The organism is Methylobacterium sp. Leaf123 (assembly GCF_001423405.1).
GTDB lineage: Bacteria > Pseudomonadota > Alphaproteobacteria > Rhizobiales > Beijerinckiaceae > Methylobacterium.
Map to the genome: position 1 here is coordinate 1 of NZ_LMNS01000002.1, position 15744 is coordinate 15744.

Genomic DNA, 15744 nt, shown 5'->3' on the forward strand with positions numbered 1-15744 from the left:
ACAGCGCCCGGATCAACCGACACCCCGGAACCAGAAGGACAGCGATCGCCCGATCCAGTCACCCGGATCAGCTCCGCTCACCAACAATCCCGAAGACCAACAAAACCCCCGACCCACCATCCGGTGGACCGCGGCGCCCCGTCGGTGAAAGGGGGTATAAGGATAGCCCCACACCGCGTCAATCGAAAAAACGCGGGGAAATCGAAAACGCCCGCTACGGGGCCGCAGAACGCATCTGTCGGCCATCCCACAGCGGGGGTGTGCTCGCGGGGGAGTTCAGAACCCCCGCTTCACCTGCGCCAGGGCGCGCGTCAGGCCGTCGGCGACGATCGCGCGCTCATCCGGCGAGGCGTCGCGCGCGACGACGACATGCTCGCGGCGCGAGGTCAGGGTCAGGGTGCGCAGCCCGAACTCCTCGTCGTCGATGCGGCTGAGCTTCGTCCAGAGGGGGTTGAAGCGCCATTCGCGCCGCACGCCCCGCGGATCGATGCGGGCGAGGAAGACCTCAATCGGTGAGATCGCCACTTCCTCGAAGGAGCGTCCGCGGCGGAAGCTCACCTTCAGCGCCACGTAGAGCGCCAGCATGTCGAGTCCGAAGAAGCCGGCGATCGGCCAGAAACCGGCCCGCCAGCACGCAATGGAGGTCACGAGGGAGACGAGGCAGCACAGCCCCATCACGATCCGGAAGCCGTCCTGGCTCAGGGATTGGTGAGGCCGGATCACGGCCGAGTAGACCGGCCGGTCCATCGTTGCCGGGTCGAGCCCGTCCGGATGCGCAGAAATGTTGCCGCTCGCCATGGGCCGAATATAACGCGCCGATGTCAGCGAAAAAGCCGTCTTCCCGCCCTTCTGCCCCTGGTGCGGTAAAAAGTCAGTCGGCGAAGTCTGCCGAAGCGAGGGCAAAGCCGGCAAAACTCAAGGCCAAGCTGATGCCGGCGCTGGCAGTCGGCGTCGAAACCTCGCCCGAACCTGTCGATGACACGACCTTGGTCGAGATCTTTTCCCGACTGCGCGCGGCCGATCCAGAGCCGCGTTCGGAACTCGAATACCGCAATCCCTATACGCTGCTCGTCGCCGTGGTGCTCTCGGCTCAGGCCACCGATAAGAGCGTGAATCTGGCCACCGCCCCGCTCTTCGCCATCGCCGACACGCCGCAGAAGATGCTGGATCTCGGGGAGGAACGGGTCCGCCACTTCATCCGCACCATCGGCCTGTTCAACACCAAGGCGAAGAACGTCATCGCGTTGTCGCGGATTTTGCTGGAGCGGCACGGCGGCGCGGTGCCGTGCGAGGCCGAGGCGCTGGAGGTTCTGCCGGGCGTCGGGACGAAGACGGCGAGCGTCGTACTCAACGTGGCCTTCGGCGTTTCGCGGATCGCGGTCGATACCCACATTTTCCGTGTCTCGAACCGCATTCCGCTGTTTTCCGCCCCCACGACCGACAAGGTGCAGGCGGGGCTGGAGGCGCGGGTGCCGGAGCCGTTCCGGCTCAACGCCCACCACTGGCTGATCCTGCACGGGCGCTACACCTGCAAGGCCCGCCGGCCGGATTGCCGGAGCTGCGCCATCGCCGATCTGTGCCGCTACCCCTCGAAGACGACGGCGCTCACCCCCCTCTCGGACGGGGATTAATCAGCTCTGCATGCGCGGCGGCAATGCGTTGCCCGGCCAACGCGTTGTGCTGCAATCCTCGTTCCGGTAGATTGATGCTAAGGCGGCCGGACATGTCTCTCTCGGGAAGCATAATCCGGCCGTCTGCCCGCCAGACGGGCCGCCGCGCCGCGGATTTCGCCTCAAGTGCCAGTTCCGAAGGAGCCTCGGCCCCATGGACTTCCTCAAACCACGGTACACGCCTATGAACCGCCGCCGTCGCATTTACGAGGGCAAGGCGAAGGTCCTCTACGAGGGACCGGAGCCGGGGACGCTCATCCAGCACTTCAAGGACGACGCGACCGCCTTTAACGCGAAGAAGCACGAGGTGATCGACGGCAAGGGTGTGCTGAACAACCGGATCTCCGAGTTCGTCTTTCAGCACCTCAACGATATCGGCGTGCCGACGCACTTCATCCGCCGGCTCAACATGCGCGAGCAGCTGATCCGCGAAGTCGAGATCATCCCGCTCGAGGTGGTGGTGCGCAACGTCGCCGCCGGTTCGCTGGCGACGCGGCTCGGGCTCGAGGAAGGCACGCAGCTGCCCCGCTCGATCATCGAATTCTACTACAAGAACGACCAACTCAACGACCCGATGGTGTCGGAAGAGCACATCACCGCGTTCGGCTGGGCGACGCCCCAGGAGATCGACGACATCATGGCGCTCGCCATCCGCGTCAACGACTTCCTGTCCGGCCTCTTCCTGGGCGTCGGCATCCGTCTCGTCGACTTCAAGATGGAGACCGGCCGCCTGTGGGAAGGCGACCTGATGCGCATCGTCGTCGCCGACGAGATCTCCCCCGATTCCTGCCGGCTGTGGGACATCAAGTCCTCGGACAAGCTCGACAAGGATCGCTTCCGCAAGGATCTCGGCGGCCTGATCGAGGCCTATACCGAGGTCGCCAAGCGTCTCGGCATCATGTCCGAGAACGAGAAGGTGCAGGCCGGCGGCCCGCGTCTGGTGCAGTAAGCCTCTTCACCGGGGCTCGGCCGGCTCCACGCCGGTCCAGCCGCGGCGAAGGCGCAGATGCGTCGAGAGATCCGGGTCGAAGCCCGGATGATAATGGGGGTCCTGCGCCAGCAGCGGCCCCCATCGCTTTTTCAGCGCCTCGACCTCGGCACGGTGGCGGGCGGCCGCCGTCGGCGAGGGCCGGCGACTCGCCGATTCCCGGTGATGGAGCCAGGCGCCGCCGACATAGAGAGTCCGCAGGCCAACCGCGTTCAGCCGCAGGCAGAGATCGACATCGTTGAAATCGATGGCGAAAGTCGAGGCGTCGAAGCCGCCGACGCGCGAGAATTTGTCCGCCGCGATGACGAGGCAGGCAGCGGTCACGGCCGAGACGCTTCGGGTGGCGCGCAGGGCGCCGAGATAGCCCGCCGCATCCCCGGCGAAGTGGCGGTGGCCGTGGGTGACGAGACCGCCGGTGCCCAGCACGATACCACCATGCTGGATTCGGCCCTCACCGTCGATCAGCCGGGCGCCGACCGCGCCGATCTCAGGGCGCAACGCCTCACGGACCATGCGCTCCAGCCAGTCCGTTGCCTCGGCCTCGACGTCGTTGTTGATGAAGGCCAGGAGGCGTCCGCGGGCTTGGGCCGCCACACGGTTGTTGATGGCGGCAAAGTCGAAGGGCCCCGGACAGGCCACGACCCGCGCCGCGCCCTCCGCCTCGAGGGTGCGGAAATAGGCGAGCGTCTCGGGATCACGACTGTCGTTGTCGCAGATCAGGATCTCCTTGGCCGGCCAATCGGTGCGGTAGCGTAGGCTCTCGATGCAGGGCCGGAGCAGATCGAGCCGGTCGCGGGTCGGAACGATCAGGCTCACGAGGGGGCGCGGCTCCGGCAGGGGCCTGTCGAGGCGGATCACACCGTCATCCCCGACGATGACGGGCGTACCCCCCTCCCCCGCCCGATCAAGATCGCGCCGGACCGCCACGCACCGCGCCGCTCGCCCCTCCCCGCTCGCTTCGAGACCGCCGAAGGACAGGATGCGCGGGAGATGGCGCACGGCGTTTGGGCCGAAGCGATCAGCGATGGCCAGGGTCAGGTCGAGCGCGGCGGCACCGGGAACGACGGCGATGCCGATCACTTTGGTGCGGCGAAGGGCGATGACGGGGCCGAGATAATCGACCGTGCGGAGGTAATCCCGGTCGAAGGACGGACGCAGCAGCGGAAGCCACGGACCATGGGCGGCGTGGCGGAACAACGCGTCGCCATAGGTCGCGTGGCAATCCGGATCGGCGAAGGCGGCGGCGATGGCTGCTGCTGCGCCCGCTGCGATGTGCCGGCCTTCGACCGAAAGCAGGACGATCGGGGGGCCTTCCGGTGCGATGCGGATGGCGCCCTCCGCATCGGTCTCGATGCGCTCGATTCCGGCCGCGGCGAGGGCGGCATCCGGCTCGCTGGGCGGTGGGGCGATACGGGGCCGGTCGAGATGATGATGGGCGCCGACCAGGGCGATGAAGGCCTGTGCCGCCCGCAACCGCCGACCGGAGAGACGCGCCGACAGGATCGGCAGGGCCCGCCTCGGATGGCGCAAAGCCCGGACGAGGAGCGCGAGGCGCCCCGGAACGGGCTCGGCGGCGAAATGCAGAGCGTCGGGCCATGCGGGGGGCGGGCCGTCGGCGCTCATTCCAGCTCCTCGCCGAAGGTCGTGAGCGAGAGCGCCGGATGGTAGAACGGATCGTGCCGGATCACGTCGCGCCAGCGCGCGGTGAAGGCGGCGGCCTCCCGCTCGAAGCGCGCGCGGGCCGCCCCGACCGGCCGGCCGCGGCTCACCGATTCGAGGTGAGACAGCACCGCATGGGGTGTCCACACCGTCTTCCAGCCCCGCGCGCCGAGGCGCAGGCAGAAGTCGATGTCGTTGAAATCGACGGCGAAGGTCTCCTCGTCGAACCCGCCGACGGCTTGATATTTCTCGCGCGCGACGGCGAGGCAGGCCGCCGTGACGCCGGAGACCTCGTGCGCCACGCCCAGGCGATCGAGATGGCCGGGCGTGTCGGCGGGGCGGCGGCGCAGGATATGGCCGGCCTCGCCGCCGAGCCCGACCACGACACCCACATGCTGGAGGCGCCCATCCTCGTAAAGGAGCTTCGCGCCGACCGCGCCGACCTCCGGCCGGACTGCCTGGGCGACGAGGACTTCGAGCCAATCGGGTTGAAGCACCGCCACGTCGTTGTTGAGCAGCACGAGGACGTCGCCGCGCGCTTGCCGCGCGCCGGCATTGACCAGGGCCGAGAAATTGAAGGGGTGCGGATAGGGCTCGATCCGCACCCGTGGATCGCCGCGCAACCGCTCATACAGATTGAGAACGGCCGGCTCTTTCGAGTCGTTGTCCACGATCACCAGTTCGAGGGCGGGATAGGGCGTCTTTTCCAGCACATCCTCGGTGACCCGCGCGATCAGGTCGAGCCGGTCGCGGGAGGGGATGATGATGCTGACGAGCGGTGCCGGGTCCGGCAGCGGCCAATGAAGGTCGAGGCGGCCGTCATGGAGCGCTGCGCGCGCCGACGATCCCATAACGCGCAAGTGCCGGTCGAGGTGCGGCGCGCGGGCGGCCGGATCGACCGTGACAGGCTCGCGACGGCACAGGATGCGGGGGATGTGGACGACACGGGTCGCGGTCCCGGCCGCGAGATCGAGCGCGAGGGCGAAAGCGTCGGGCGTCTCCACCGGCTCGGCGGGCAGGCGGGCGAGGAAGGGCCCAGCGATCAGCGCGGGGGCGCCGACATAGCCCGTGGCGAGTGCGAGATCGGGGCTCCAATCCGGCTTGAGGCGCGGCCTGACCGCTCGGCCGCCGGTCTCCTCGTCGGCATAGACCATCTCGGCCGCCTCGGCCTCGGCGCTCTTGGCAAGCAGGTCCAGCGCCTCCGGCGCCAGAATGTCGCCGGGGCGGAGCACGCCGAACAGGTCGGCCCCTGCGCCAAGCGCGTGCAGCGTCGCGGCCGAATTCCAGGGGGCGGATTGCACACGCGGGTCGACGGCCGGCTTCGTCGGTGGGGCGCCATCGGTCCAGGCGATGAGGAGCGACCAGTCCTGATGGGTCTGGGCGCGCAGGCTCGCGACCGTTCGCGCCACCGCATCGGCCCGCGCGAAGGCGGCGGGGAGAATGAGACGGATCTGCGCGCCGGAACTCCGTTCGGTCGAGGCCGCCCGAAACAGCCGCGACGCCTTCCAGGCGGGATAGCGGGCAACGGGCGACACCGCGCAGGCGCCGCGAAGGCTGTCGCGCCAGCGCCGCTCGTCGCGCGCGAGACCGGCGCGCAGGGCGGCTGCGGCGCGTCCCGGCCGCTTCAGCAGCGCTTCGGCAAAGACGCTCGCGCTGCTCCGGAGCCCGACGCGCTCCAGCACGAAGCCCGGCTCGGCGGCGATCTCGATGCCTTCGCAATCGCCCGGCAGGTAGCCGAGCCAGCGCGCAGCGCCGAGGGCGAGCCCCGGCAGCACGAAGCTGTCGCGTCGGCCGGCGTTGCGGAGCAGGCGCAGCAGCGGCCTCTGCGGCCGCGCACGCGCGGGCAGCGTGTAGGTCAGGACGATCCAGCGATCCTGCCACGGCCTCCGGTCCGGGGGCGACAGGACGAGGCGGAGGTCGAACAGGGGGTCGTCGGCGGGCACCAGGGAGAACGGCGTCTCCCGACCCCGCCACACGTCCCGCCCCTTGCCCCCCCTTGCATCAGGCTTGGCCATTAGACTTGGCGATCAGGCTTGGGGATGCCGTCCTCCGGCGCGTTGCGAGCCGTGCGGCGCGGGCGCTTCCGTCATTGTGCGACCGCGGCCTCACTCGGGTCCGCTGCTGCGGCGGGTGCGGGCTTGCGGCGGCGCACGGCCGGCTTCGGGCGCGCCGCCGCGCCGGCCAGGGTCACCTCGATGTCGTAGCCCGTCGCCTTGTCGGCGGGCACGGTGAGATCGTTCTCGATGACCGTCGCCTCGCCCTGGGCGGCGCCCGCCGGAACCGCCACCGCAACACGGTGGCTGCGCATCATCACGGGCTGCTCGCTGTACTTCACGCCGATGGTCACCGGCACGTCGAAACGCCCGGCGGCACCGGCCGGTCCGAGCAGGGCACGCAGCTCGACGCCGACACGCACCGCGACCGAGCCGTCGGGCCGCGCCTTGCACTCCCGGCTGAGCCGGCCGAGCACGATCTGATGGCGCAGGCGGCGGTTGTCGCCCGCGGCTCCGGCGAAAGCCTGGATCGCGGCGCCGCCATCCGGCACGAAGACCGGCGGGCAATAGACGTCATCGGGGTCCTGCGCCCGCGGCGCGGTGACCGCCGGCGCGTCGCCCTCGCGGCCCCCGAACATGTTCTTGAAGAAGCTGCCCGGTTCGGCCCGCGCCGTGCCCGGCACGGCCAGCACCAATCCGCCGAAAATGATCAACGCCCTGCGCATCGTCTGACCGTTCCCTGCCCTGTCCCGGCGATCCCTTGAACGCTCCGAAGCCGAACGATCCTACTTCAGCGCGTCGAAACCGGGGCCGAAGCCCTTCATCGAGACCGGGATGCCGACCCCCTCCTCCGGCGTCTGGAAGACGATGAAGGTCGATTGCGCCCCGTTGCGCATCGATTTGATCAGGCCGTCATCCATCACCACCTCGGCGACGCAGCCCATGGAAAGGCAGCGGACGAAGCTGGCGCGGCCGATATCGGTCTGATCGATCTTGAGGCCGAGGCCGGAGGTCAGAAGGATGCCGAGCGGGGCCTGCACCCGCAGCAGGTAGCCGCGGTTGTCGGCGATCTTCAGCACGATGACGACGAGGTTGAGGTTCGGCCGGTCTTCCGCCGCCACATACTGCACCAGGGCGCATTGCTCGGCCTTGGCACCGGCCGGCGTCTCACAGCGCAACTGCCAATCGTCGAAGGTCTTGCGCACGGTCCCCTGGGCCTGTGCGGCACCGCCCCCGGCCAGCGCCGTCGCGGCGGTGACGACCGCCAGCGCGAGACGGCGGCCGGCCCCCGGACGCACCGCCCGAACCACGCCCGCAAACAGACTCATACGAACTCCGATCGATCGCTTTTCGAGACGGCGGCCGGCTCCGGCGGATGCCCCTCGCGCTGACGCAGTCGGGCCCTCCGGAGCGTCGCGCGGACTCGGGCGTTGGGACCATGCGGGTTTCCCGGTGTCAAGCAATCGCGGCGCGGGTGTGTCGGGAATGGGGCAAAGCGGCTACCCCTCGCCGTCCCGCTGCCCTAAGGTAAGGCCAAGCTTTCATTCATCGGAGGAAACCGCCATGTGCCGCCTCGCCTCCCCCCTTGCCCTCGCGACCCTCTTCGTCGCAGCGGGTTGCGGGGGCGCTTCCGCCCTCTCCCTGCCGTTCGAGGAGTCGGATTACCTCCCGCCCGAGGCGACCACGACCTACGTTGAGCGCTCCCTCAACCATCAGGCGCCGCTCACCATCGAGCATCCGCCAGTGGAGCGGAATCCGCGCGGGCGCCGTCGCGGCGACGCGGCGGCCATCGCCGGCTTCTGCCGGGACAACGGCACGGTGCTTCGCCGTGATGCGATGGGCCGCCCGACCTACCTGCGGCAGCGCGAGGTTTGCGACAACGTCGCGCCCCGCACCCTGTGGCCGGGCCACGTCGCGCCGCGTCCGGCTTGGCCCGCCGAGGCGGCGCCTGCCCGCAGCCGGGCGATCGTGACGAAGTACTGAGCCGACGCTCCGATCCGTTTCCGGCCCATCGGGCCGGAGGCGGTGCCTGAGCGAACCCCCGATCGCCGTCCCCCAGGGACCGACCGGATTGGAATCAGCCGTAGCGGTGCAGCTCCGAGCCGTGCCGCTTCAGCCAGCGCTCCGCCTCGTCGACATGGGGACAGAGTTCGTTGGTGAGCGCCCAGAAGCGCGGGGAATGGTTCATCTCCCGCAGATGCGCCATCTCGTGGGCGACGAGGTAGTCGAGCACCACCGGCGGCGCGAGGATCAGCCGCCAGGAGAAGTTCAGCTCGCCGCGGGCAGTACACGATCCCCAGCGGCTGCGGGTGTCGCGCAGAGTCACCCGCGCCGGTCGCTGGCCGAGCCGCGTCGCGTAGACCGCCACCGCTTGCGACAGGTCGCGCCGCGCTTCCCGCGTCAGAAACTCGCGAACGCGGCGCGCCATATGCGCCGGATCGCCCGGAACGGCGAGTGTCGCACTCGCGAGATCCGCCTCGGCGGTGCCGCGCCCCTCCCGCGCCACGATCCGGTGCGGGACGCCGCGCAACGGAATGACCGAGTCTTCCGCGAACGGCACCCGCTCCGGCAGCTTGGCGAGGCGGGCGGCGATCCAGCCGCCATGGCTCTGCGCGAACTTCTGGGCCGTGGCGAAGGACGACCGGGTCGGCAGCGTGAGCACCACCGCGCCGGTCGCGCTCGAAACCCGCAGGGTCAGCCGGCGCGCGGTCGGCCGCCGCAGGATGGCGATGCGGAAGGTCTGCCCGTCATGAGCGATCTCGATGTGATCCGGATCCGGCCGTCGCAGCAGGGCGCGCGTCATGCCCGAGAGCCTAGCCGCAGCCGGCCGGCTCAGCCATCCCAGCAATCCGTCTCTCACCGGAAATCCGCCTCATCGGAAGCTTGCAACTGATGTCTGACGATGCCGGGATTAGGCACTCCCCTCCATCTCCCGCACGAAGCGGGCGATGCGCGGGGCGATGACGGACCGGAAGCGCGAGCCGTTGAAGACGCCGTAATGCCCCACCTTCTCCTGCATGTGGTAGGCCTTGCGGGCATCGGGCAGGTTCGGGGTGAGATCGAGGGCGGCCTTGGTCTGGCCGACGCCGGAAATGTCGTCGTTCTCGCCCTCGACGGCGAGGATGGCGCAGCGGCGGATCGCCGAGAGATCGACCAGCCGCCCGTCATGGCGCATGCGCCCCCGCGGCAAGGCATGATCGACGAACACGGTCTGCACGGTCTGGAGGTAGAACTCCGCCGTCAGGTCCATCACGGCGAGATACTCATCGTAGAAGTCGCGGTGCTTCTCCGCCGAATCGCCATCGCCGGTCACGAGGTGATGAAACATGTCGGTATGGGCGGTGACGTGGCGATCGAGGTTCATCGCCATGAAGCCCGAGAGCTGCAGGAAGCCGGGATAGACCCGGCGCATTGCCCCCGGATAGATCGGCGGCACGACCGTGATGCAGTTCTTCTCGAACCAGGCGATGCCGCGCTCCTGCGCGAGGGTGTTCACGGCGGTCGGCGAGCAGCGGGTGTCGATCGGCCCGCCCATCAGGGTCATCGAGACCGGCACGTGGGGTGAATCCGCCGCCTCCATCAACGCGACCGCGGCGAAGACGGGCACGGCGGGCTGACACACCGCCATGACGTGCAGGTCCGGCCCGAGATCACGGAACATCGCCTGCAGGTAATCGATATACGTTCCGAGGTCGAAGCGCCCGTCCAGCAACGGGACCATGCGCGCATCGGACCAATCCGTGATGAAGACCCGGTGGTTGGGCAGCATCGCCTCGACGGTGCCGCGCAGGAGCGTTGCGTAATGGCCCGACATGGGCGCCACGATCAGGAGCTTGGGCTGCGGCTCCGAATGCCCGGCGGGCAAAGCCCGGTCGAAGGCGATCACCCGGCAGAAGGGCCGCTCCCAGACCACGCGCTCGGAAACCGGGACGACCTGGCCGTCGATGACCGTCGTCGAGAGGCCGAAGGCCGGCTTGCCGTAGCGGCGGGTCACGCGCTCGAACATTTCCAGCGCGGCGGCTGCCGAGCGGGCGTAGGGGCCGTAGGCGAACGGGTTGCCGGGATTGTCCAGGCTGTGCCGAGCCGCGTCCGCCGCGAGCCGGGCCGGCGTCAACATCGCGCGGGCCGTCTCGTACCAAATATACGCGAGGTCCATTTGGGCACTCCCCGGCACGGCTCCCGAGTCGGCCGTGCTCACTGCGATCTTATCGAATGTTGTAAGCGGAGAAATCCTTCAAAATTGCGAGGCCTGGGCGCGGCGTCTGAGCACCGGCCGGTGGACGTGCCCCCCGCCGGCCCTATCGTAGCCGCACCATGATGGAAGCGGCGCACGAAACCCTGACCCCGACGGGCCGCCACCTGCGGCTCGACACCTTCGTGCGCCTGCGCTGGCTCGCACTCACCGGGCAGAGCGCGGCGGTCGTCGGCGCCCAGTTCGGGCTCGGGCTCAACCTGCCCTTCGGCTGGTGCTTCCTCGTCATCGCCGCCTCGTGCTGGCTGAACCTTGCGCTGCGGATCCGCTTTCCCGCGAGCTACCGCCTCAGCGACGATTCGGCAGCACTCCTGCTCGCCTTCGACATCGTGCAGCTCGCGGGCCTGCTCTTCCTCACCGGCGGCCTGCAGAACCCGTTCTCGCTGCTGTTCCTCGCTCCCGTCCTGATCTCGGCCACCGCCCTGCCGCCGGAGCGGACCTTGGCCCTGGGCCTGCTGGCGGTGGGGCTCGCCACCCTGCTCGCCCTCGTCCACCGCCCCCTGCCCTGGTTCGCCGACGGCCGGATCGAGCTGCCCTTCCTCTACGTCTCGGGGGTCTGGACCGCGATCCTGCTCGGCACCGCCTTTACCGGCGTCTATGCGTGGCGGGTGGCGGAGGAGACGCGCCAGCTCGCCCGTGCACTGGCCGCGACCGAACTGGTGCTCGCCCGCGAACAGCACCTGTCGCAGCTCGACGGGCTTGCCGCGGCGGCGGCGCACGAACTCGGGACGCCGCTCGGCACCATCATGGTCGTGGCCAAGGAGCTCGACCGGCAGCTCGGCCCCACCGCCTCCCCCGCCATCGCCGAGGATCTGAGCCTGCTGCGCGATCAGGTGGATCGCTGCCGCGGCATCCTCTCGAAGCTCACGTCCATGGGCGACGAGAACGAGGAGGGTGAGAGCTTCCTCCAGACCGTCACCTTCGGCCATCTCGTCGAGGAGTTGGTCGCCCCTCAGCGGGCGCTCGGCATCGCCGTCGAGGTCGTACGGAAGGGCGACGGGCCGGAGCCGGTCTGCCGCCGCAATCCCGGCGTGATGTTCGGGCTCGCTAATATCCTCGATAACGCCGTGGACTTCGCCGAATCACGCGTCACGATCGAGGCCGCGTGGGATGCCGAGCGCGTCACGCTGACGGTCCGCGATGACGGCCCCGGATTTCCCAGCGAGGTGCTACTGCGGGCCGGGGAGCCCTACGTCACCACCCGCAGTCGCGACCGTTCGCAGAATCCCGACGAGGTCGGCGGGGGGCTCGGGCTCGGCCTGTTCATCGCCAAGACGCTGATCGAGCGTTCCGGCGCGCAGCTCCTTCTGTCCAACATCACCGAGGCGGGACAGCGCGGGGCGCTGGTGCGGGTGACGTGGGCCCGTCACATTTTCGAGAGGGAAGTGATTGCGCCCCATCGCGTTGCGCACAATTCTCTGAGACCCCTAACGGAACGGGATGCCGCACCCATATAATGCATAGAAATGACACGAACCGACGAGGAGCGCCGCATGCTGACGCAGAGCGGGACGACGGTGCCGGGCTCCGACACCGCTTTTCTTTCCGAAGCCGATCCTCTTTCCGCCTTCAGCGATCGCAGTCTGCTGATCGTTGACGACGACAAGCCTTTCTCGACCCGGCTCGCCCGGGCGATGGAAGCGCGCGGATACGAGGTCCATGTGGCCGAGAGCGTCAGCGAGGGCGTGGCGGCCGTCGAGACCAAGGCGCCGGCCTTCGCCGTCATCGATATGCGACTCGGCGACGGCAACGGGCTCGACGTGATCGCCCGCCTCAAGGAGCGCCGCCCCGAAGCCCGAGGCGTGATCCTGACCGGCTACGGCAACATTGCCACGGCGGTGACCGCGGTCAAGCTCGGCGCCTTCGACTATCTCGCCAAGCCGGCCGATGCCGACGAGATCCACGGCACGCTGATGGCGCAGCCGGGCGAGCGGGCCGATCCGCCGGAGAATCCGATGTCGGCCGACCGGGTGCGCTGGGAGCATATCCAGCGCGTCTACGAGTTGTGCAGCCGCAACGTCTCCGAGACGGCACGGCGCCTCAACATGCACCGGCGGACGCTCCAGCGCATCCTCGCCAAACGCGCACCGCGCTAAAGCGGCAAGAGGCCGGCGGATCGAACCGCCGGCCTTTTTCGTTGCCGGGGCCGCTGCGCACGCACATGCTCGGCACATTCATAGCTTAATCTGTGTGTTCTCGTGGGTTCCGGACGGTTGCGCCGGGCCCCGGCCTCGGGCTAGTTCGCCGCTCAAAGAGTGGAACAGGCTTACGCGGGTATGCGGAACCTCATCACGATACTCGGTCTGATGGTGCTGGTCGGCACGGAAGTGTTCGCCGCGGCCATTGCCGCCGGCTGGGCATTGGCCGGATTGCTCGATCTCGGCGACCAAGTCGGCCATGTGCTCATGGCGCTGTTCAGCCTCGTCGCCGCCTGGATTATGGTCCAGCTCTGGCGCCGCGCCACCGAAGCCGAGCCGATCGGGTCAACCCGCCGCCGGTGATCGCTTTCCTGCGGTGACGTCTTCACGAAAGCGCGATAGACTTCCGCGCTCCGGCTGACCGCTCCGCGCCTGCGCCCGGTTCGCCTCGAAATCTCCGGCTCACTCGCACACGATCGAGCGCAGTCCCCTCCGTCCCCGGCATCACCGCCCCCGCCCCGGCGCGGCCCGCCGATCTCCCAAACGAGTGCCTGCCATGAAAGCCCGCATCGTCGTTACCCTGAAGACAGGCGTTCTCGATCCGCAAGGGAAGGCGATCGAAGCCGCCCTGAAGTCGTTCGGGATCGATGACGTCTCCGGCGTACGCCAGGGCAAGGTGTTCGACCTTGAGGTCGCCTCCGAGAACCGCGAACAGGCCGAGGCGAAGTTGAAGGCCGCCTGCGACAAGCTGCTCGCGAACACCGTCGTCGAGAACTACACCGTCGAGATCGCCTGATGCGCGCCGCCGTCGTCGTCTTTCCGGGCTCGAATCGCGACGGCGACGTGGCCCGCGCACTCCGCCGCTCCGGCGCGGAGGTCGTCAGCGTGTGGCACGCCGACACCGAACTGCCCGCGGGCACCGATCTGGCGGTGGTCCCGGGCGGCTTCTCCTACGGTGATTATCTGCGCTGCGGCGCCATCGCCGGCCGGGCGGCGGCCATGGATGCGGTGCGGGCGCACGCTGCCCGCGGCGGCCTCGTGCTCGGCATCTGCAACGGCTTCCAGATCCTGTGCGAATCGGGCCTGCTGCCCGGCGTGCTGATGCGCAACGTCAACCGCCGCTTCATCTGCCACCGGCAGTTCCTGCGGGTCGAGCGCGCCGACACGCGGTTCACCTCGTCCTATACCGAGGGTCAGGTGATCGACGTCTGCGTGGCGCATGGCGAGGGAAATTACTTCGCCGATTCCGAGACGATCGACCGTCTCGAAGGCGAGGGCCGCATCGCCTTCCGCTACTGCGACGCCGACGGTGCGCTGACCGAGGACGCGAACCGCAACGGCTCGCTCAACTCGATCGCCGGCATCTATTCCGAGCAGCGCAACGTGCTCGGCATGATGCCCCACCCCGAGAACTTCGTGGATGCCCTCGTCGGCGGCACCGACGGCAAGGGCCTGTTCGACAGCCTGGCAGCCTGAAGGCCGACCCCTTGAACAGAGACGTCGGCGCGGCCGGATCGCTGCGCTGACGTTTGCGATGAAGGTCGAGGTGCCCCTCCCCGTCATCCCAAAGCGAACGGAAAACCCGGCGCCGTGAGGGGCTTAGTGCCCCTCGAACTCCATCAGCGTGCGCACGGTGACGCCGAGATCGCGCAGGCGCTGGGCGCCGCCGATCTCCGGCAGATCGATCACGAAACAGGCGGCCACGACCTCGGCGCCGAGTTGGCGCAGCAGGTTCACCGCGGCCGTCGCCGTGCCGCCGGTGGCGATGAGGTCATCGACGAGGATCACCCGATCCCCCGGCTTGATCGCATCGACATGGATCTCGATCTCGTCCGTGCCGTATTCCAGCGCGTAGGCCGTCGAGACGGTCTTGTGGGGCAGCTTGCCCTTCTTGCGGATCGGCACGAAGCCCGAGGAGAGCTGGTGCGCCACGGCGCCGCCGAGGATGAAGCCGCGCGCCTCGATCCCCGCGACCTGATCGATCCGCCCGCCCGCATAGGGGTGCACCAGCGAATCGACCGCCCGGCGGAACGAGCGCGGATCGCTGAGCAGGGTGGTGATGTCGCGAAAGATGATGCCCGGCTTGGGATAGTCGGGAATCGAGCGGACCGAGTCCTTCAGGGCGGAATGGCGGCGGGCTTCCATGCGGGGTGCTCGGTTGACGGCGATGCGGGGCGTTCGAGGGGAACGGTGGCGAGGAGCGAGAGGCGCGCCGCGCCCGTCAGGCGGCGGCCTTGCGCAGCAGGCCGATCAGCTCACGGTGCAGCACTTCGTTGCCGCAAGCCACGGAGCGGGCGGCGAGCGGCTCGGCGCCGCCATCGGCACTGGAGACGAAGCCGCCGGCCTCGCGCACGAGGATGATGCCGGCCGCGATGTCCCAGGTCTGGAGGTCGCGTTCCCAGTAGAGGTCGGTCCGGCCGCAGGCGACGTAGGCGAGGTCGAGCGCCGCGGAGCCGAGGCGCCGGGTGCCGCCGGAGACCGCCATCACCGCGGCGACTTCCTTGAGCAGCCGGCCATGGCTGCCGCGGCCGAGATAGGGCGTGCCGTAGGCGACCAGCGCGTCGGCGAAATCCTGCCGGCCGGAGACGCGCAGGCGGCGGTTGTTGAGGAAGGCGCCCTTGCCGCGCTCGGCGATGAACAGCTCGTCCTTGGCCGGATCGTAGATCACGCCGGCGACGATCTGGCCGTCGCGCTCGAGCCCGACCGAGATCGCGAAATGCGGGATGCCGTGCAGGAAGTTCGTGGTGCCGTCGAGGGGATCGACGTGCCAGGTATGGCTGCGGTCGGTGCCCTCGATGGTGCCGCTCTCCTCCATGATGAGGCCGTAGCCCGGCCGCGCCTTCATCAGGGCGTCGCGCAGCACCTCCTCCGCCTTCCGGTCGGCGGCCGAGACGAAGTTGCCAGGCCCCTTGCGGGAGACCTGAAGGTTCTCGATCTCGCCGAAGTCGCGCTTGAGCCCACGGGCGGCCTTGCGCACGGCATCGACCATGACGGTCATGAGGGGAGAGTTGATCATGCGGTTCGGCTCGCAGCCCTGGCCGGG

General features: G+C 69.0%; 17 protein-coding genes. 8 read left to right on the top strand and 9 right to left on the bottom strand.

Annotated features, from left to right (window positions below):
* Positions 1-276: 276 nt before the first annotated feature.
* A complete protein-coding gene (locus ASF53_RS03500; protein ID WP_056193943.1) occupies positions 277-798 on the bottom strand; it encodes a DUF2244 domain-containing protein in 522 nt (173 codons plus the stop codon).
* Between the two features lie 131 nt (positions 799-929).
* Between ASF53_RS03500 and nth the strand changes: the two genes are divergently transcribed.
* Together nth and purC are read left to right on the top strand one after the other, a co-directional pair.
* Entirely contained in the window at positions 930-1631 is a 702-nt protein-coding gene (nth, locus tag ASF53_RS03505; RefSeq protein ID WP_056193946.1) for an endonuclease III, read from the top strand.
* 193 nt (positions 1632-1824) lie between these two features.
* Complete coding sequence (gene purC, locus ASF53_RS03510; RefSeq protein WP_003605938.1) at positions 1825-2619, top strand: phosphoribosylaminoimidazolesuccinocarboxamide synthase; 795 nt, start codon at positions 1825-1827, stop codon at positions 2617-2619.
* A gap of 6 nt (positions 2620-2625) precedes the next feature.
* Here the strand turns inward: purC and ASF53_RS03515 are convergent, their stop codons facing one another.
* From ASF53_RS03515 to ASF53_RS03530, 4 genes are all read right to left on the bottom strand, one after another.
* Entirely contained in the window at positions 2626-4281 is a 1656-nt protein-coding gene (locus ASF53_RS03515) for a glycosyltransferase (protein WP_056193949.1), read from the bottom strand.
* The gene (locus ASF53_RS03520) at positions 4278-6332 is read right to left on the bottom strand and encodes a glycosyltransferase family 2 protein (RefSeq protein WP_056193952.1); all 2055 of its coding nucleotides are present in this window, start codon (positions 6330-6332) and stop codon (positions 4278-4280) included. The genes ASF53_RS03515 and ASF53_RS03520 overlap by 4 nt, the downstream gene beginning before the upstream one ends.
* A gap of 71 nt (positions 6333-6403) precedes the next feature.
* Positions 6404-7036, bottom strand: a complete 633-nt coding sequence (locus tag ASF53_RS03525) for a hypothetical protein (protein ID WP_056193957.1) — start codon at positions 7034-7036, stop codon at positions 6404-6406.
* A 60-nt stretch (positions 7037-7096) separates the two neighbouring features.
* Positions 7097-7639 carry an invasion associated locus B family protein gene (locus ASF53_RS03530; protein ID WP_056193960.1) on the bottom strand — a complete coding sequence of 181 codons (543 nt, stop codon included), beginning with the start codon at positions 7637-7639 and terminating at the stop codon, positions 7097-7099.
* 235 nt (positions 7640-7874) lie between these two features.
* Here ASF53_RS03530 and ASF53_RS03535 point away from each other — a divergent pair, with 235 nt between their 5' ends.
* Positions 7875-8294 (top strand): hypothetical protein, encoded by a 420-nt coding sequence (locus ASF53_RS03535; protein WP_056193963.1) that lies wholly within the window; start codon positions 7875-7877, stop codon positions 8292-8294.
* A 94-nt stretch (positions 8295-8388) separates the two neighbouring features.
* Here the strand turns inward: ASF53_RS03535 and ASF53_RS03540 are convergent, their stop codons facing one another.
* The gene (locus ASF53_RS03540; RefSeq protein WP_056193966.1) at positions 8389-9114 is read right to left on the bottom strand and encodes a M48 family metallopeptidase; all 726 of its coding nucleotides are present in this window, start codon (positions 9112-9114) and stop codon (positions 8389-8391) included.
* A gap of 108 nt (positions 9115-9222) precedes the next feature.
* Positions 9223-10467, bottom strand: coding sequence for a polyhydroxyalkanoate depolymerase (locus tag ASF53_RS03545; protein WP_056193969.1), 1245 nt, complete (start codon positions 10465-10467; stop codon positions 9223-9225).
* 158 nt (positions 10468-10625) lie between these two features.
* On the opposite strand from ASF53_RS03545, the gene ASF53_RS03550 reads away from it, so the two are divergent.
* The 5 genes from ASF53_RS03550 (at position 10626) to purQ (ending at position 14177) form a co-directional block, all read left to right on the top strand.
* Positions 10626-12020, top strand: a complete 1395-nt coding sequence (locus ASF53_RS03550) for an ActS/PrrB/RegB family redox-sensitive histidine kinase (protein ID WP_056193971.1) — start codon at positions 10626-10628, stop codon at positions 12018-12020.
* Positions 12021-12056: 36 nt separating this feature from the next.
* A complete protein-coding gene (locus ASF53_RS03555; RefSeq protein WP_056194377.1) occupies positions 12057-12659 on the top strand; it encodes an ActR/PrrA/RegA family redox response regulator transcription factor in 603 nt (200 codons plus the stop codon).
* A gap of 180 nt (positions 12660-12839) precedes the next feature.
* Positions 12840-13064, top strand: a complete 225-nt coding sequence (locus ASF53_RS03560) for a hypothetical protein (protein ID WP_015821040.1) — start codon at positions 12840-12842, stop codon at positions 13062-13064.
* Positions 13065-13257: 193 nt separating this feature from the next.
* Complete coding sequence (purS, locus tag ASF53_RS03565) at positions 13258-13497, top strand: phosphoribosylformylglycinamidine synthase subunit PurS (RefSeq protein WP_056193976.1); 240 nt, start codon at positions 13258-13260, stop codon at positions 13495-13497.
* Positions 13497-14177 (top strand): phosphoribosylformylglycinamidine synthase subunit PurQ, encoded by a 681-nt coding sequence (gene purQ / locus ASF53_RS03570; RefSeq protein ID WP_056193978.1) that lies wholly within the window; start codon positions 13497-13499, stop codon positions 14175-14177. The genes purS and purQ overlap by 1 nt, the downstream gene beginning before the upstream one ends.
* 123 nt (positions 14178-14300) lie before the next feature.
* Here purQ and ASF53_RS03575 read toward each other — a convergent pair whose 3' ends face one another.
* Both ASF53_RS03575 and ASF53_RS03580 read right to left on the bottom strand, forming a co-directional pair.
* Positions 14301-14846, bottom strand: a complete 546-nt coding sequence (locus tag ASF53_RS03575; RefSeq protein WP_003604529.1) for an adenine phosphoribosyltransferase — start codon at positions 14844-14846, stop codon at positions 14301-14303.
* 76 nt (positions 14847-14922) lie between these two features.
* Complete coding sequence (locus tag ASF53_RS03580; RefSeq protein ID WP_003604530.1) at positions 14923-15717, bottom strand: inositol monophosphatase family protein; 795 nt, start codon at positions 15715-15717, stop codon at positions 14923-14925.
* Between the last annotated feature and the right edge of the window lie 27 nt (positions 15718-15744).

Excerpts from the sequence above, each read along its gene's own strand:
- ASF53_RS03500 (WP_056193943.1), bottom strand. The coding sequence starts at position 798 with ATGGCGAGCGGCAACATTTCTGCGCATCCGGACGGGCTCGACCCGGCA.
- nth (WP_056193946.1), top strand. The coding sequence starts at position 930 with ATGCCGGCGCTGGCAGTCGGCGTCGAAACCTCGCCCGAACCTGTCGAT.
- purC (WP_003605938.1), top strand. The coding sequence starts at position 1,825 with ATGGACTTCCTCAAACCACGGTACACGCCTATGAACCGCCGCCGTCGC.
- ASF53_RS03515 (WP_056193949.1), bottom strand. The coding sequence starts at position 4,281 with ATGAGCGCCGACGGCCCGCCCCCCGCATGGCCCGACGCTCTGCATTTC.
- ASF53_RS03520 (WP_056193952.1), bottom strand. The coding sequence starts at position 6,332 with ATGGCCAAGCCTGATGCAAGGGGGGGCAAGGGGCGGGACGTGTGGCGG.
- ASF53_RS03525 (WP_056193957.1), bottom strand. The coding sequence starts at position 7,036 with ATGCGCAGGGCGTTGATCATTTTCGGCGGATTGGTGCTGGCCGTGCCG.
- ASF53_RS03530 (WP_056193960.1), bottom strand. The coding sequence starts at position 7,639 with ATGAGTCTGTTTGCGGGCGTGGTTCGGGCGGTGCGTCCGGGGGCCGGC.
- ASF53_RS03535 (WP_056193963.1), top strand. The coding sequence starts at position 7,875 with ATGTGCCGCCTCGCCTCCCCCCTTGCCCTCGCGACCCTCTTCGTCGCA.
- ASF53_RS03540 (WP_056193966.1), bottom strand. The coding sequence starts at position 9,114 with ATGACGCGCGCCCTGCTGCGACGGCCGGATCCGGATCACATCGAGATC.
- ASF53_RS03545 (WP_056193969.1), bottom strand. The coding sequence starts at position 10,467 with ATGGACCTCGCGTATATTTGGTACGAGACGGCCCGCGCGATGTTGACG.
- ASF53_RS03550 (WP_056193971.1), top strand. The coding sequence starts at position 10,626 with ATGATGGAAGCGGCGCACGAAACCCTGACCCCGACGGGCCGCCACCTG.
- ASF53_RS03555 (WP_056194377.1), top strand. The coding sequence starts at position 12,057 with ATGCTGACGCAGAGCGGGACGACGGTGCCGGGCTCCGACACCGCTTTT.
- ASF53_RS03560 (WP_015821040.1), top strand. The coding sequence starts at position 12,840 with ATGCGGAACCTCATCACGATACTCGGTCTGATGGTGCTGGTCGGCACG.
- purS (WP_056193976.1), top strand. The coding sequence starts at position 13,258 with ATGAAAGCCCGCATCGTCGTTACCCTGAAGACAGGCGTTCTCGATCCG.
- purQ (WP_056193978.1), top strand. The coding sequence starts at position 13,497 with ATGCGCGCCGCCGTCGTCGTCTTTCCGGGCTCGAATCGCGACGGCGAC.
- ASF53_RS03575 (WP_003604529.1), bottom strand. The coding sequence starts at position 14,846 with ATGGAAGCCCGCCGCCATTCCGCCCTGAAGGACTCGGTCCGCTCGATT.
- ASF53_RS03580 (WP_003604530.1), bottom strand. The coding sequence starts at position 15,717 with ATGATCAACTCTCCCCTCATGACCGTCATGGTCGATGCCGTGCGCAAG.